The 15,374-nt window shown below is 61.9% G+C and carries 15 protein-coding genes; 3 read left to right on the top strand and 12 right to left on the bottom strand.

Annotation, left to right across the window (positions count from 1 at the left end; translation table 11 throughout):
* Positions 1-291: 291 nt before the first annotated feature.
* The 3 genes from eda to B9Z48_RS04310 all read right to left on the bottom strand — a co-directional run bounded on the left by eda (position 292) and on the right by B9Z48_RS04310 (position 3,240).
* Positions 292-939 (bottom strand): bifunctional 4-hydroxy-2-oxoglutarate aldolase/2-dehydro-3-deoxy-phosphogluconate aldolase, encoded by a 648-nt coding sequence (gene eda / locus B9Z48_RS04320; protein WP_108377281.1) that lies wholly within the window; start codon positions 937-939, stop codon positions 292-294.
* Positions 930-2,771 (bottom strand): phosphogluconate dehydratase, encoded by a 1,842-nt coding sequence (gene edd, locus B9Z48_RS04315; protein WP_108377280.1) that lies wholly within the window; start codon positions 2,769-2,771, stop codon positions 930-932. Before edd ends, eda begins: the two co-directional genes overlap by 10 nt.
* A 235-nt stretch (positions 2,772-3,006) precedes the next feature.
* Entirely contained in the window at positions 3,007-3,240 is a 234-nt protein-coding gene (locus B9Z48_RS04310) for a hypothetical protein (protein WP_108377279.1), read from the bottom strand.
* Positions 3,241-3,291: 51 nt separating this feature from the next.
* Here B9Z48_RS04310 and B9Z48_RS04305 point away from each other — a divergent pair, with 51 nt between their 5' ends.
* Together B9Z48_RS04305 and pdxH are read left to right on the top strand one after the other, a co-directional pair.
* The gene (locus tag B9Z48_RS04305; protein ID WP_108377278.1) at positions 3,292-3,918 is read left to right on the top strand and encodes a gamma-glutamylcyclotransferase; all 627 of its coding nucleotides are present in this window, start codon (positions 3,292-3,294) and stop codon (positions 3,916-3,918) included.
* Between the two features lie 22 nt (positions 3,919-3,940).
* On the top strand, positions 3,941-4,573 hold the full coding sequence (gene pdxH / locus B9Z48_RS04300) for a pyridoxamine 5'-phosphate oxidase (RefSeq protein WP_108377277.1): 633 nt from the start codon (positions 3,941-3,943) through the stop codon (positions 4,571-4,573).
* Between the two features lie 6 nt (positions 4,574-4,579).
* Here the strand turns inward: pdxH and B9Z48_RS04295 are convergent, their stop codons facing one another.
* The 7 genes from B9Z48_RS04295 to B9Z48_RS04265 all read right to left on the bottom strand — a co-directional run bounded on the left by B9Z48_RS04295 (position 4,580) and on the right by B9Z48_RS04265 (position 10,880).
* On the bottom strand, positions 4,580-5,485 hold the full coding sequence (locus B9Z48_RS04295; protein WP_158273208.1) for an alpha/beta fold hydrolase: 906 nt from the start codon (positions 5,483-5,485) through the stop codon (positions 4,580-4,582).
* Positions 5,486-5,529: 44 nt separating this feature from the next.
* On the bottom strand, positions 5,530-6,486 hold the full coding sequence (locus tag B9Z48_RS04290; RefSeq protein ID WP_108377275.1) for an AEC family transporter: 957 nt from the start codon (positions 6,484-6,486) through the stop codon (positions 5,530-5,532).
* 82 nt (positions 6,487-6,568) lie between these two features.
* A complete protein-coding gene (locus B9Z48_RS04285; RefSeq protein ID WP_108377274.1) occupies positions 6,569-8,578 on the bottom strand; it encodes a TonB-dependent receptor in 2,010 nt (669 codons plus the stop codon).
* A gap of 78 nt (positions 8,579-8,656) precedes the next feature.
* On the bottom strand, positions 8,657-9,079 hold the full coding sequence (locus tag B9Z48_RS04280) for a hypothetical protein (protein WP_108377273.1): 423 nt from the start codon (positions 9,077-9,079) through the stop codon (positions 8,657-8,659).
* 25 nt (positions 9,080-9,104) lie between these two features.
* A complete protein-coding gene (locus tag B9Z48_RS04275) occupies positions 9,105-9,344 on the bottom strand; it encodes a hypothetical protein (protein ID WP_108377272.1) in 240 nt (79 codons plus the stop codon).
* 83 nt (positions 9,345-9,427) lie between these two features.
* Positions 9,428-9,961 (bottom strand): peptide-methionine (S)-S-oxide reductase MsrA, encoded by a 534-nt coding sequence (gene msrA, locus B9Z48_RS04270; RefSeq protein ID WP_108377271.1) that lies wholly within the window; start codon positions 9,959-9,961, stop codon positions 9,428-9,430.
* Positions 9,962-9,989: 28 nt separating this feature from the next.
* A complete protein-coding gene (locus B9Z48_RS04265) occupies positions 9,990-10,880 on the bottom strand; it encodes a LysR family transcriptional regulator (protein WP_108377270.1) in 891 nt (296 codons plus the stop codon).
* Positions 10,881-10,979: 99 nt separating this feature from the next.
* Here B9Z48_RS04265 and B9Z48_RS04260 point away from each other — a divergent pair, with 99 nt between their 5' ends.
* On the top strand, positions 10,980-12,167 hold the full coding sequence (locus tag B9Z48_RS04260) for an acyl-CoA dehydrogenase (RefSeq protein WP_108377269.1): 1,188 nt from the start codon (positions 10,980-10,982) through the stop codon (positions 12,165-12,167).
* A 22-nt stretch (positions 12,168-12,189) separates the two neighbouring features.
* On the opposite strand, the gene B9Z48_RS04255 is transcribed toward B9Z48_RS04260, so the two are convergent.
* A complete protein-coding gene (locus tag B9Z48_RS04255; protein ID WP_108377268.1) occupies positions 12,190-14,076 on the bottom strand; it encodes a DUF3857 domain-containing protein in 1,887 nt (628 codons plus the stop codon).
* A gap of 165 nt (positions 14,077-14,241) precedes the next feature.
* On the bottom strand, positions 14,242-15,300 hold the full coding sequence (locus tag B9Z48_RS04250; RefSeq protein ID WP_108377267.1) for an HlyD family secretion protein: 1,059 nt from the start codon (positions 15,298-15,300) through the stop codon (positions 14,242-14,244).
* Between the last annotated feature and the right edge of the window lie 74 nt (positions 15,301-15,374).

The following is a 15,374-nucleotide window of genomic DNA, read 5'->3' as shown; positions in this document are numbered from 1 at the left end:
AGCCGCGCAGACCACTCCCATCGCCCAGAGGGCGGGGCTCCCACACGGACCGCTGTGCTCACTTTTGTGGGAGCGGCGCCCTCGCCGCGATAGAGCCGCGCAGAACACACCCATCGCCCCGAGGGCGGGGCTCCCACACGGATCGCTGTGCTCAAGCAAAGCCATTCACTTCAAACTTCACAAGGCTGGATCCATAAGACCTGCGGGGGTATTTGCAGGTCGGCGGTTTCAGCCCCGAGCAGTCTACGTAGCGCACAAGCGATGTCGGACCTGAAGGTACCGACATGCAAATCAACGTGCCAGCTGAGTCGCCTCACGCGCCAGAGCTTCGATGCGCGCCCAATCGCCATGGGCCAAGGCGTCGGCGGGCACCAGCCACGAGCCGCCCACGCAGGCCACGTTGGGCAGGCTCAAAAACTCGGCGGCATTGCCCGGTGTGACGCCACCCGTGGGGCAAAACTTCACATCAAAAAACGGACCGCTCCAGGCCTTGAGCATGGCGGGGCCGCCCGCTTGCATGGCGGGGAAGAACTTGAGTTCGGTGTAGCCGTCGTCTTGGGCCATCATGATTTCACTGCCGGTGGCCACACCGGGCAGCAATGACAAACCATGGTCGCGGCAAGCCTGGCCCACAGCGCGGGTGTAGCCTGGGCTAACCGCGAAACGGGCACCGGCCTTGGCTGCTGCTGCGGCGTCAGCTGGGCTGCGCACGGTGCCTGCCCCCACCACCGCACCGGGCACTTCCTTGGCAATGGCTTCCATGCAAGCCAGCGCCTGCGGAGTGCGCAGGGTGACTTCGAGCATGCGGATGCCACCGGCCACCAGGGCGCGGGCCATGGGCACGGCGTGGGCCACGTCCGTCAGCACGATCACGGGGATCACGGGGGCGTCCTGCATCACTTGCAGGGCTGTCAAATGTCCACTCAGATTCACAGCCATGTGCAGGCTCCTTCTTCGGCTTTGAGCGCGTTGCGGCGCAGGTTGGCAAACAGTTCACGGCCCATGCCCACACCGTTGGCGGCACGCAGCTCGGCGGGCATTTGGGCCAGCGGGCGGGCGGCCCATTCGGCCTCGCTCACCAGCACATGCAGGGTGCCCAACACGCCGTCGATCCGGATCAAATCGTCGTCTTGCACCTTGGCCAGTGGACCACCCGCTGCGGCTTCGGGTGAAACGTGGATGGCGGCAGGCACTTTGCCCGACGCGCCGCTCATGCGGCCATCGGTGACCAGCGCCACCTTGAAGCCCTTGCCTTGCAGCACCGCCAGCGGCGGCGTGAGTTTGTGCAGCTCGGGCATGCCGTTGGCTTGCGGGCCTTGCCAGCGCACCACACACACCACATCACGGTCGAGCTCTCCGGATTTGAAGGCTTGCTGCAATTCATCTTGCGAATTGAACACCCGTGCCGGGGCTTCGATCACATGCAAGGCTTCGGGCACGGCTGAGATCTTGATCACGCTGCGGCCCAGATTACCTTGCAAAAGTTTGAGGCCACCCGTGGCGCTGAAGGGGCTGCACGCCGGGCGCACCACGGTGTCGTCTTGGCTGGCACCTGCGTCCCGCCAAACCAGCTGGCCATTTTGCGCAGACGGGATGCGGGTGAATTCACGCAGGCCGCCAGGGCGCACCGTGAGGACATCGGCGTGCATCAAGCCCGCATCGAGCAGCTCGCGGATCACATAGCCCGGGCCGCCTGCGGCCTGGAACTGGTTCACGTCGGCACTGCCGTTGGGGTACACGCGGGTGAGCAGCGGCACCACGTCCGACAGGGCCGAGAAGTCATCCCAGTCGATCACGATGCCCGCTGCACGCGCCACCGCCACCCAGTGGATCAAATGGTTGGTCGAGCCGCCCGTGGCCAGCAGGGCCACCATGGCGTTGACGATGCAGCGCTCGTCCACCAGTCGGCCAATCGGTGTGAAGTTTTTGTCCTTGACCAGCGCCAGCACGGTGCGGGCCGCTTCACGGGTCAGGTCCTGGCGCACGCCTTCGCCGGGGTTGATGAAGGCGGTGCCGGGCACATGCAGGCCCATGGCTTCGAGCAGCATCTGGTTGCTGTTGGCCGTGCCGTAAAAGGTGCAGGTGCCTTCGCCGTGGTAGGCCTTTGACTCCGCTTCCAGCAATTCGGGGCGACCTACCAGGCCCAGCGCGGCTTGCTCCCGCACCTTGGATTTTTCGTTGTTGGACAGGCCGCTGGTCATGGGGCCAGCCGGCACAAACACCGTGGGCAAATGGCCGAACTGCAAAGCGCCGATGAGCAGACCCGGCACGATTTTGTCGCACACGCCCAGCATCAGGGCGGCGTCAAACACATCATGGCTGAGCGACACGGCGGTGGCCATGGCGATCACATCGCGGCTGAACAGGCTCAACTCCATGCCCGGTGTGCCCTGGGTCACGCCATCACACATGGCGGGCACGCCGCCAGCCACTTGGGCGGTGGCACCGAGCTTGCGTGCTTCGTCTTTGATCAGGTCGGGGTAGTGCTGCAGCGGCGCGTGGGCCGACAGCAAATCGTTGTAGGCATTGACGATGCCGATGTTGGGCGCACGCGGGGCGACCACTTTGATTTTGTCGAGCGCGGTGGCGCGGCTTTTGTCGCCCTCAGGCATGGCGGCAAAGGCGTGGGCCACGTTGGCGCAGCCCAGGCGCTGGGCACCGGGGTCTTGGCTGGCGGCGGCATCGACCTGCTGCAAATAAGACTGGCGGGTCGGGCGGCTGCGTTCGGTGATGCGGGTGGTGACCGCCATCAAAATCGGGTGAAGGGTCATGTTTGAACGCCGGGTCAGGCGTGGTAACTAAATTACATGCCCGATGGTAACCGCCTTACCGCCATTTGGAGCCATCTCTCGGTTACAGACAGGGTACAACCCGCAAGACAAGCAGCCGATGGACCGCTGAAGGCCCCAAAACGCCTCTCTTGAAAAGCCAGCCCTGCTGTGCTTGCGGTTGCTTGCACGCGAAAAAAAACCCGCCGAAGCGGGTTTTTTCGGTGCGCCATCACGATCACTTGGCCGCAGAAGCATCAGCAGCGGGGGGCGCTGCAGGTGCAGAAGCGTCAGCGACGGGTGCAGAGGCATCGGCAGCAGGCGCTGCCACCGAAGCGGGTGCGGGTGCAGCAGGGGCGGCTTTTTTGCTTTTGGCCAAACCAAAACCAATGGCCAAGCCTACGGCCAGCACGATCACGGCCACCAAAACGGCCCACACTACAGGTTGATTGTCATCTTGAGGGGTCGACATGTTTCTTTTCTCCGAAAATGGTGGCGAGATTGTAATGGGGCCTGATTGCACATGACTGACACACCCGCCACAAGCCCAGACACCAGGGTTCTGGACCCAGGGCACCACATCACGCCAACATCCTTCAAACCGGACCTGCTTGAGCGCTTCAGGGCGCAAACCGCAGGCCAGGATTTGTGGGTGTTTGGCTATGCCTCGCTGCTGTGGCGACCCGAATTTGAAGCACAAGAACAACACATCAGCCGCGTCTGGGGCTGGCACCGTGCCCTGAAAATGTGGAGCCGCCTGAACCGGGGCAGCCCCGAATGCCCGGGCCTGGTGTTTGCCTTGTTGCCCGGCGGCAGCTGCCAGGGCGTGGCCTATCGGGTGGCCCGCGAACAAGCCGACGAGGTGCTGGTGCGGCTGTGGGAGCGGGAAATGCCCATGGACGTCTACACCCCCAGCTGGTTGCCTTGCAACACGCCACAAGGCCCCGTTCAGGCGCTGGCTTTTACCCTGCCGCGCAGCAGCCCCAGCTTCACCGGCCAGCTGCCAGCCGACACTTACCGGCAAATTTTCAAGCAGGCCTGCGGGCGATTTGGCACGACGCTGGACTATGCCCAGCAAACCTACAGCAGTCTGCAGGCCCACGGCATCGAAGACCGGGCGCTGGCCGCCTTGCTGCGCTATGCCGACTGAGCGTATCCCTATACTCACCACCATGAACATCGCCGACCTGCGCAAGAGCTACGAAAAAGCCGAGCTCAACGAAAACGCCTCCCATGCGGACCCACTCCAGCAATTTGAGCAATGGCTGCAAGAAGCCATCGCGTCCGAAGTGCCCGAGCCCAACGCCATGACCTTGGCCACCGTGGCCAGCAACCTGCGCCCCAGCACACGCGTGGTGCTGATCAAGGGCTACGACGAGCGCGGCATCGTCTGGTACACCAACTACGCCAGCCAAAAAGGCCAGGAACTGGCAGGCAACCCCTTTGCCGCGCTGCAGTTTCACTGGGTTGAACTCGAACGCGTGGTGCGCATCGAAGGCCGTGTCGAGAAAGTCAGCGACGAAGAAAGTGACGCCTACTTCCACAGCCGCCCACTCGATTCGCGCATCGGGGCTTGGGCCTCGCCGCAAAGCCAGGTGATCGAGGGGCGCACTGTGCTGGTGACCAACGCCGCCAAATATGCCGCGCAATTCATGCTCAAACCACCACGCCCACCGCACTGGGGCGGCTACCGCCTGGTGCCCGACCAGTGGCAGTTCTGGCAAGGCCGCAAAAGTCGACTGCATGACCGCCTGCGTTACACGCAAAACGGCGATCAGTGGCTGCGGGAGCGCTTGGCGCCTTGAGACAAGTCAGGCCAATGGCTTGCGAGCCGCAGCCTCAAACGCCCGGAACCCCGCCATGAAAGTCTCGATGTCTTCAAAATAAGGCATGGCCCCGGCTTGCATCACCGTCACCTGCCAGTTGGGGCGATGGCGCACCAGGTCCAGCGCCCGGTAATCGGTGAAGTCGCCCCGGGTGCCGTGCACCACCCACACCGGCAGGCGCAAGCTTTCGTACACGTTGTGCATGTCGGCGCTGAACAAACCCCCGCTCAAAAACGACAAAGGCGCTTGCTCGGCGTTGGGCACATGGGCCGTGCGCACGGCATAGGCCCACAGCGTTTCGTCGATCTGCTGGCCACCCCAGGTGCGGCGTAAAAAGTAACGCACCACCGAAGGCCGTGACAACTGCCGGAACAAAAACCGGCCCCAGCCTGGCCCCGGGCGACGCAAAAATTGGTCAAACCCCGCCATGAAAAAAGTGCTGCCCTCGGGCTTGCGCAGCGACTTGCCGCCCCGAAAGCCGGTGGGGCTGACCAAGGTCAGGGCAGCCAACAAGTCCGGCGACTGCTGGGCCACGCGGGCCACAAACTCGCACGACAGTGACACCCCCACGGCTTGCAGCGGCTGGCCGGGGTGCCGCTTTGCCACCCATTGCGCGACCAGAAGAATGGCGGCGCACATGTCAGCCACCGAATAAGCACGCGGCAGGCGATCAGACAGGCCGTAGCCCGGCAAATCCAGCGCATAGACACTGTGGTCCTGGCGCAGGGCCTCAAACAGGGGACGGATTTCGGCCGCCGAAGCCAGGGCGTTGACGCTGTGCACCAGCAACACGGGTGGCCCCAAGCCGCCCGCATAGACGGCCAGACGACCACTGGCCCCCCTGAGGTGATGAAGTTCAGCTGGGAGCGCGGGCGGCAGAGGTGTGTTCATGGCCTGATGGTAGGGCATGCGCTCAGCGCGAGAGAACCCCTGGATCAAACCGGCAGCACGGCCAGCAAGGCCATGGTCAGCGAGATGCCCAGCATGGAGATGAGTGTGGACACCGCCACGGCAGCCGTCACCGTGTCTTCTTCCTTGCGGTAGCGCTGAGAGAACAAGAACACATTGGCCCCAATGGGCAAAGCCGCCGCCACAACCATGACCGACAAATGCAAGCCACGCAGGCCCAGCGCCCAGCCCACCGCCAGCATGAGCGCCGGGTGCAACACGGTTTTCACCAGCGACGGCTTGAGGGCCGATGTGAACTGCCGCCCCACAGGCGTTTGCGACAAGGTGATGCCCACCAGAACCAAGGCGATGGGGCCAAAGGCGCTGCCCAGCAAAGCCAGGGGACGGTCCACCACCGGATGCAAGCCCCAGCCGGTTTGGGCGTAGGCCAAGCCCAGCAAAATCGGCAAAGGCACGGGGTGAATGATGGCGTTACGCACGGCCGAAGCCACGGTGCGCCAAACCGGACGGCGCTCACCCGACAAAGTGGCTTGCTCGTGCGCCACTTGCAACTCCAGCACCAGCGTGGCGGCACTGAGCAAAACCAGGGCATGCAGCGAAATCAAGGTGAACAGCAGCACCTGACCTTCCTGGCCATAGGCCAGACCGATCAGGGGCACACCGATCATCAAGGTGTTGCTGAAAATGCCGGCCAGCGCCAGCACCGAGGCCCGGCTGTTGCCGCCATAAGCCCACAGCATGGCCACAAACAACATGCCCGCCGCCAAAAAGTATTGCGCCACGGGTTTGAAATCGAGCTGCTCGATGTGCACGCTGCTCATGGTGCGAAACAGCAGCGCTTGTGTGAGCACCAGAAACACCAGGTTGGACAAATCGCGCACCGACTCACCCCGCACCAGCTTGGCTTTGCCCGCCACAAAGCCAATGAAAATCAGCAGCACCACCGGCAAAAGCGAAGAAAGAACGGGATGATCAAGGTTCATGGCTGGATTATCCCGGCCTGCCTTTGTCTCACTTCAGGGGAAACCACGTAGCGCCGCCACTTGGGCGACGCTACGCAGCCCATCAGAACGTGGCCTGAACCCCCAGCTTGAAGCTGCGCCCCGGCAAAGGCGACTTGCCAAACGCGGTGCTCGTGAGGATGGAACTGGCGCTGTAGGCCAGCTGGTCGCTCAGGTTGTCCAGTCGGGCAAACCAGTGGAGCACCGTGTCGTCCAGCTTTTGGCGGTAAGACACGCTGGCATTGACCAAGGTATAGGCACCCGTGGCCACACTGCCGTCGGGCACGCGCTTTTGCGCGGCATGCCAGTCGGCCCCCAGCTTGGCGCTCCAGGGGCCTTGACCGTGCACCAAGGTCGCGCCCACACGCACAGGGGCGATGCGCGGCAAGGGCTCGCCCGTGCTGCGGTTGCTGGCCCGCACGGTGTCGGCACGCCAATCGAGGTCGAGTGTCGAAGCGCCCTGCCACAGGCGCTGGCGGCCGCTGGCCTCCAGGCCTCTGAATTGGGCATTCACGCCTTGATAACGCTGCACGGGCAAGTCATCCTCGATCTCCGAGGTGTTCATCAAGCCAATGTAGTTGGCAAACTGGCTGGCAAAGGCCGTCACATTGGCACTGTTGGGGCCGGACTTCCACTGCACACCCGCATCGAGGCTCTTGGACTTTTCCAGACCCAGGTCTTTGTTGCCGATTTCCCAGGCGTTGGTGGCCAAATGAGGGCCGTTGGCAAACAGCTCGTAATCTTTGGGCGCACGCTGCGTGAGGGCAGCATTGCCGGTCATCGACCAAGTGGGCGACAACTTGAAGACCGCACCAGCAGCCACGCTGGAGGGTGTGAATTTTTGGGCCCCGATGCCCTCGTCGAAGCGTGGCAAATCGGGGTTACCCAAGGATTCGACCCGCACCGACTCCCAGCGCGCCCCGGCCGTGACTTGACCCCAGGCGGTGGGCCGCTCTTCGTGCACAAAAAGGGCTTGGCTGCGTGTGCGGCTGAAGGGGGCAAAGGCTTCATCCCCCACCGCAGAAAAGCGGCTCGATTCGGTCTGCACACCCACCACGCCTTGCCACCCCGCCAACGGGCGGTGCCGCACCTCGATGCGCAGGTCTTGACCCTTGTTGGCAAACACGGTGCCCGCTTGCCCCCCCTCAAACTCGGTGTGCTGGTAATCGGTGTGGCTCAGCCGGGCTTTGACGCTCTCAAACCAACCCGGCAATTGGCGCACTTGCCCCTCCAGCGCGTAGCGGGTGGTCTTCATGCCAATCGTCACCTCGTCTTCGGCCACCGTGCCGTAATCGCTTTGGTAGGTGTTGGCCGACGCGCCCAAATAGCCGTGGTACCAGAAGGTGCTGGCCCCGAAAGCACCACCCCGGGCGGTGCTGGCCGAGTTGCAGATGCGCCGGGCGTTGGCAGGCGAGCCGGGTTTTGTGCAGTCGAGCGACACCGGCACCCGCACATCGCTGGTGCGGCGGTCAAAACCATCCAGGTGCAGGGCATAACGTTCGTTGCCCGCCTCCACCAAACCGGCCACGCTGCGCTCGTCGTTGCCTGTGCCCGCTTGCAGCTGGGCTTTGCCCAACACGCCTGAGACCGCTTCTCGCGGGATGCGGTTGTCGATCACGTTGACTACACCGCCCACGGCGCTGCCGCCATAGAGCAAAGCGGCCGGGCCGCGCAAGAACTCAATGCGGTCGGTGGACAAAACATCGAGTGGCACCGCGTGGTCGTAGCTGAGCGCCGAGGCATCGAGGCTGGAGGCGCTGTTGTTCAGCACCCGGATGCGGTCGCCATCGAGCCCGCGAATGGTGGGGCGGCTCGCGTTGGGGCCAAAGTAGGTGCTGGACACACCGGGCAAACCGTTCAGGGTTTCGCCCAACGTGCTTTGCCCGCGCTCGAGCAGGTCGGCGCGGCCCAAGCTGCTCACAGGCACGGTGGTGCTGTCGCGGCCCAAAGGGTTGCCGGTGATGACGATTTCACCGGGCACACCCGGTGCGGCGCTTTGCGCCCAGACATTTGAAAAAGACAAAGTGGCCACGCAGGCGCAAGCCAAGGCCGAAAGCTGAAAAGAATGAGTCATGACAATGTGATTTGAAAAACAGGAACAGCCCAGCGCCTTCCGTCACAGACGGAAAGCCAGCCAGACAAGATCAGGGCTTCAAATCAGCGCAGGCGGCGCACGGGCTTGCGCCGGGGACCAGAGGTCTGGGTCCGGAGGAAAAGCCCCCCCAAAAATGGGGGGAGCCATGGCGACCATCGGGGCCAGGCCGGGTGAGCACGGGGCACTCAGCCGTTCGGCTTGGGACAGGTGGTCCAGCAGACGACACAGATCGGCGTCGGCCTCGTGGCCCAAAGCATCTGAAGGCCCTGCATGCCGATGTTCACCATGCACCTGCCCTGCATGCGCATGCGCCGCTTGCAACTCACCGGAGGCCGAAAGCGCATGCCGAGTCCCGCGTTCGCTGACATGCTCACTGCCGTGCCCAATGTTGTGCAACTGCCCCCACAGCGGAGCCCACAGCAAGGCCGCCACCAGCACGGTGTGCAGCCAAACAGGCAGGCGTGAACGCGAAAAACTCATGACAACTCAGGTGAACAGCGGCGCATCAATGCGCGTGTTTCATGCCGCAGTATTTGCCCAGCGCCAAGCCCCGGCAGGCGGTTTGCAGCTCTTGGATGCACTGATCCGGTTTTTTTCCGGACTCCAGGCATTTGGCCGCGGCTTCGTGCGCCTCGGCCATGGCGCGGTGACGGGCGATGTCCTGCTCGACCTCCTTCTTGCTGTGTTGGGCCACAGCGCCCCAGGACAAGCTCATGGCGGCAAGAAACAAGGCAATTTTGTTCATGTTGATGCTGGGGTGATTGGGTAAATCACGGTGTGAAAGGACAGATCGGATGGGATACCAGACGATACCCGAGGCCGACATTGTCACTCACGCACCAGACGCGCAAACGTCTTTTTGAATTTGCTCACCTTGGGCGCGGCCACGGCCATGCAGTAGCCCTGATAGGGGTTGCGCTCGAAGAAGTCCTGGTGGTAGTCCTCGGCTGCGCTGTAGTTGGCCAGCGCCAGCACCTCGGTCACGATGGGCTGGCCAAAGGCGCGCGCCGCCGCGAGCTCGGCAAGCATGGCTCGCGCCTCTTCGGCTTGCTCGGGTGTGGTGAAGTAGATGCCGCTTCGGTATTGGGTGCCCACGTCGTTGCCCTGGCGGTTCAAGGTGGTGGGGTCGTGGATCACAAAAAAGATTTCCAGCAGCTCGCGGGTGCTGACTTGCTCGGGGTTGTATTCGAGCTTGACCACTTCGTTGTGGCCCGTGCGGCCGGTGCAGACTTCTTCGTAGGTGGGGGCCACGGTCTGGCCGTTGCAGTAGCCCGACTCCACATCGGTCACGCCGCGCACCTTGACGTAAACCGCCTCGGTGCACCAAAAACAGCCGCCGCCCAAAACCAGGGTTTGCATCATGTGGATTCCTTGTTGAAGAGGATTTGAATTATCCGTGGGGCAGCAGCCCGCCCCGCACCGCCTGCACAAAGTCCCCCAGCGCCGTCTGGTCTCGGTCGCTGCGCCACAGGCAGCGGGTGTCGTAACGGGCATCGACCTCGCGCAGCGGCACAAACACCGCGCCCGCCAGCGCCGACTGCTGCAGGGCCTGCGGCACCAGCGCCACGCCCAGGCCTTGCGAGACCAGAGACACCACGCTCAGCCAATGACGCAACTCGTGCACCACCTGCGGCATCCACCCGGCCTGTTCGCACAGCATCACGATGCGCTCGTGGTAGTCGGGCGATACGGTGCGGGACACCACCACCAGGTCTTGCCCGGCCAGTTCTGCCAGCGCCACACTGGCCGCCCTCGCCAAGGGGTGGCTGGCGGGCAAACACGCCACCAAGGGCTGGCTGGCCACCAAAATCTGCTCAAAGCCCAGCGGCACCCGAGGCGTGTGCACAAAGCCCACATCCAGGCGCTCGCGCAGCAATTCAGACAACTGCTCGGACGAGCTGAGTTCGCGCAGCACCAGACGCAAACGCGGGTGGCTGGCCTGAAAACGGCTGAGGATTTGCGGCAGGCCGCAATACAACATGGTCCCGGCAAAGCCGATGTGCAGCTGGCCCGACTGGCCCTCGGCCACATCACGCGCCTCACGCGCTGCGGCACTGGCCTGCGCCAGCAGTGCCCGGGCAGCGGGCACAAAGGCCTGGCCCGCCGCCGTGAGCTGCACCCCCCGGCTGTTGCGGGTGAACAGCTGCGCCCCCACCGAGGCTTCGAGCTGCTGGATGTTCAGACTGAGCGGCGGCTGCGAGATGGACAGGCGCTGGGCCGCGCGGCCAAAGTGCAGCTCTTCGGCCAACATCAGAAAATAGCGCAGGTGACGAAATTCCATGAATTAAAATAATGTATTGATGAATAGGCAATCGATATTAGACAACTATTCATCTCAGCCTGACAATCGGCTTCAAGATTTTTCAAGGAGACATCCACCATGGCCACCACCAAAAATACCTTCAGCTGGGAAGACCCCTTCAACCTCAGCGCTCAACTGACCGACGACGAGCGTCAGGTGCAAGAAGCGGCCCGCGCCTACTGCCAGGAACGCCTGCTGCCCCGCGTGAAAGACGCTTTCTTGAACGAAACCACCGACGTGGCCATCTTCCGCGAGATGGGCGAACTGGGCCTTTTGGGGGCCACCATCCCCGAGCAGTACGGCGGCGCAGGCCTCAATTACGTTTGCTACGGCCTGGTGGCGCGCGAAGTCGAGCGCGTGGACTCGGGCTACCGCTCCATGATGAGCGTGCAGTCTTCTTTGGTCATGTTGCCCATCAACGACTTCGGCACCGAAGCGCAAAAGCAAAAATACCTGCCCAAGCTGGCGCGTGGCGAGTGGATCGGCTGCTTTGGCCTGACCGAACCCAACCACGGCTCGGACCCCGGCAGCATGATCACCCGCGCCAAGAAAGTGGACGGCGGCTACAGCATCAGCGGCGCCAAGATGTGGATCACCAACAGCCCGATTGCCGACGTGTTTGTGGTCTGGGCCAAGGACGACGGCGGCCAGATCCGTGGCTTCATTTTGGAAAAAGGCTGGAAAGGCCTGAGCGCCCCCGCTGTGCACGGCAAGGTGGGCTTGCGCGCGTCGATCACCGGCGAGATCGTCATGGACGAAGTCTTCTGCCCTGAAGAAAACGCTTTCCCTGAAGTGCGCGGCTTGAAAGGCCCCTTCACTTGCCTGAACAGCGCCCGCTACGGCATCGCTTGGGGCGCCTTGGGCGCTGCCGAAGACTGCTACGCTCGTGCCCGCCAGTATGTGATGGACCGCCAGCAGTTTGGCCGCCCCTTGGCCGCCAACCAGCTGATCCAGAAGAAACTGGCCGACATGCTGACCGAGATCAGCCTGGGCCTGCAGGGCTGCCTGCGCCTGGGCCGCATGAAGGACGAAGGCACCGCTTCGGTGGACCTGACCTCCATCCTCAAGCGCAACAGCTGCGGCAAGGCCCTGGACATCGCCCGCATGGCCCGCGACATGATGGGCGGCAACGGCATCAGCGCCGAATACGGCGTAGCCCGTCACCTGGTGAACCTGGAAGTGGTCAACACCTACGAAGGCACACACGACGTGCACGCCCTGATTTTGGGCCGCGCGATCACCGGGATTCCTGCTTTCTCGAACTGAGGCCTCAGCAACATCAATCCGGTCAATACACCACCTGGCTGCGCAAATCCCTCATCACGGCATTGCCCATGCTGCGCAACTGGGGGTAGTCCTTCGGCTGAACGATGATGTCGGAGAGTTCTATCACCAGTTGACGTTGCACCCTCAGTTCACGCCCCTTCAGTTCGTATATGGATATGTAACGGCCAAAAGGTGTTTCCATTGAGACGGGGGCGGGCAAACGACTCACCGAAATATCTTGAGGCAATTTCAGGAGCATGTTCTCAATGATTTTTCCATTCCCAAAAATCAAAGGCTGAGTCCGCAGCTCAGGCGCAATGAACGCGAATGTATTCGCAATGCTTGAAAAACCCTTGATGCCTTGCGGGATAGCCATGGCGCCGGGGCCAGGCAGCTGCACAGCGTTGGGCAACACAAAAATGGCTTCGTAGCTATAGGGTTTTGAAGTATCTTCCTCGTTCTTGTGGATCAGATTTCCTGAACCACTTTGCCCTGACATGGTCAGCAGTTGGCTGACCAGTTGCGGCTCCACACCAGGCGGCAAGGAAGACATGATTTGCCGTGCCAACAAATCCAGGTAGCCTGTCGATTGAATCTTGCTTCGGCCTGTGATCTGCCCTTGGCTGTTGAGTTCCAAAACAGTGTCAATCTGGACCGCGTTGGCGCCTGACTCACCGAGAGGCACTTTCATCATCTCTGGTTCGCCCTTGGCATTCTGGATGACCAAGGCGTGCTTGCCCAGCAATTGCGGCGACAGGGTGCCAAACATGGCTTTGCCGGGCGTGGCGTCTAGGAACAAGTTGAACTCAGGGATGTAGGTGATGGCATGGTTGAATGCCGTGGTGGGCATGGCGATGGAAGGTAGCCAGTAGACATCGGTGGCATTGATCAGTGCCGTGCTGCTGGCGATGCCCTTGGCTGACAGCAAGGCTTGCAGCAAGGTGGTTTTGTCCTTGCAGTCGCCGTAACGCGCATCGGCAATGGCTTGTGCCTCGTGCGGCACTACACCGCCAAAGCCCAAAAAAATGGCCACGTACCGAATGTTGTGGTTCACCCACTGGTACAGCACCTGGGCTTGTTGACGGCGGTCAGTCATGCCCTGTGTGATGTCATCGGCGAGTTTTTGAATGCTCGGGGTCACTGCCGATTTGGATTGAGCACGCTCCAGGTAGGCTTTGGCGGCATCTGCATAGCTGGCAAAGCTGGTCATGGCCACATGCGGAATGCGCTCATGCGGGCTGGTGGCAGCCATTTCTGGGGGAGAGGCTTTCACGTTCTCCTGCGACCATTTCCAAACTTGTTGCGCAGGGTCTTCGGATGGCACTTCTCCGCCATTCATCTTGTTGGCCGCCACCTGAAGTTTCATGGACTTTGGTGCTTTGACCGTGATTTCAAATGACTTGAACTCCACTTGTGGCCACGCTGCTTCCAGGTCATAAAAATGGCCTTTGAACAGCGGCGTCTTCTGTGTCATGCGCGAGTGAACGCCCAAGCGTGCACCAACTTCAACGGCGGGGAAGATGACCACTTTGACTTTGTGATCGTCGAACATGGGCGCACCCGCACTGGCGGGACTCTGCTGTTCGCGAATCTCTTCCGGTTTGACATCGATGCGCTTGCCATCTTTGGTAATGGTGTAAGCCTGCAGGACTTCAAGCGCTTGCAATGTGGTGCTGAAAGGCATTCGCAGTTGACTGCGCTCCTTGACGCCCTGGTCCGTGTTGATCTGGATTTCTTCCACCACTTCTTTTGTATAGCGGCCATCGGCTTGGACCACATACGAAATGCGGTCTTTCAGGACGGTGGCGTTGGGCGTGAACGCCGCCGGCTGCGCAATGCTGGTGGCTTGACATGACCACCAGAGTGTCGCTGCCAGTGCAATGCGTTGGTAACTCATTCTTTGAAACATGTTTTCTCCTTAAAAATAGTTTTTGATACGTCTGCGTTGCTCACCTGTGCGAGGCCCTCCGCCGTCATCTCAACCCGCCTCTGCGCATGGGCAATCGTCTCTGGCCGATGGGCGATCACGATGCGCGTGAGCGGCATCTGGGCCAGGACGGCATTGACTGCTTGTTCATTGCCAATGTCCAGGGTGGTGCACTCGTCCTTGGGCTAGGCCAAACTTTTGATACGGGTAGGCACCGTAGCGCATCCACACGGTTTGCCCGGGCTGGATGAACCCAGCGGTGCGGCTGGGGGCATACAAGGTGGCTTGCAGTTCTGTCTTGACAGGGGTGTTGGCATCGGCGGGCAGCAAGGTGGCCACGCTTTGGCCCGCTTGGACGGACACCCCCTTGGGCAGGTGGATGCTGGAGACCACGCCCGATTGGGGGGCCGTGATGACAATGGTTTGACGCGACTGGTTTTCCGTGTGTTCTTGCGCCAAGGCGGCCAAAGCCCGGTCCAGCTGGCTCAGGTCGATGTTCAGTTGGCGTTGGTTGGCTTGCCGCTCGGCTTGCAGGCTTTGTTGTTCTCGCTGCAAGGTGGCGGCATTGCGTTGGGTGTTTTCGACCCGGGCTTGCAGGTCGATCAGTTCCTCTTGCTTGTTTTGCGCTTGGATGTCTGACACAAAACCCTCTTTGGCCATTTGCTGGTAACGGCCCAGCGTCTTTTTGGCCAACGCGACCCGGCTGCTTGCCAAAACAGCTTCTTGCTGGGCTTGGGTGATTTCATGGTCCAGCGCTCGGATGCGGTCTTGCAGCGTGCTGTCTCTTTGGCGGGTTTGCTGCACGCGGGCGGAGCGTTCGGCCTCCAGCGTGCTGCGGCGCTGGGCCAAGTGGGCGGCCAGCAAGACAGCGGCCGATCCTTCTGCCGTGGGGCGGTCGGTGCCCAGCACAAACAGGGCTTGACCGGCGGTGACTTGTTCGCCGTCTTGCACCCATTGCTCAGTCAGCACCCCGGGCGCATTGGCACTGAGCTGCACGGTGCCCTGCAGTGGCATGTGGACACCCGGAATGCGCGACTTGCGGGCCACTTGGCCCCACACTGCAAACGTGACCAAGCAACCGGCCAGCAGCAAAGCCACACCGGCCACTGCGCTGAACTTGGGTTTGTGTCCGACACGAATGCCACCCAGCCAGGCGGTTTGCCGGGCTTGCATCACTTCAGGTCGAAACAGGTTGTTGGAAGTCATGGTTTGAAATCGATTGCAGGTGTTTAACTATTTCCTGTAACTCACCTGTTCTCGATTCAGACAAACCCGATGTC

The sequence above is a fragment of the Limnohabitans sp. WS1 genome, assembly GCF_003063265.1.
Classification (GTDB): Bacteria; Pseudomonadota; Gammaproteobacteria; order Burkholderiales; family Burkholderiaceae_C; genus Limnohabitans_A.
This window is presented reverse-complemented; position numbering and strand designations above follow the sequence as displayed.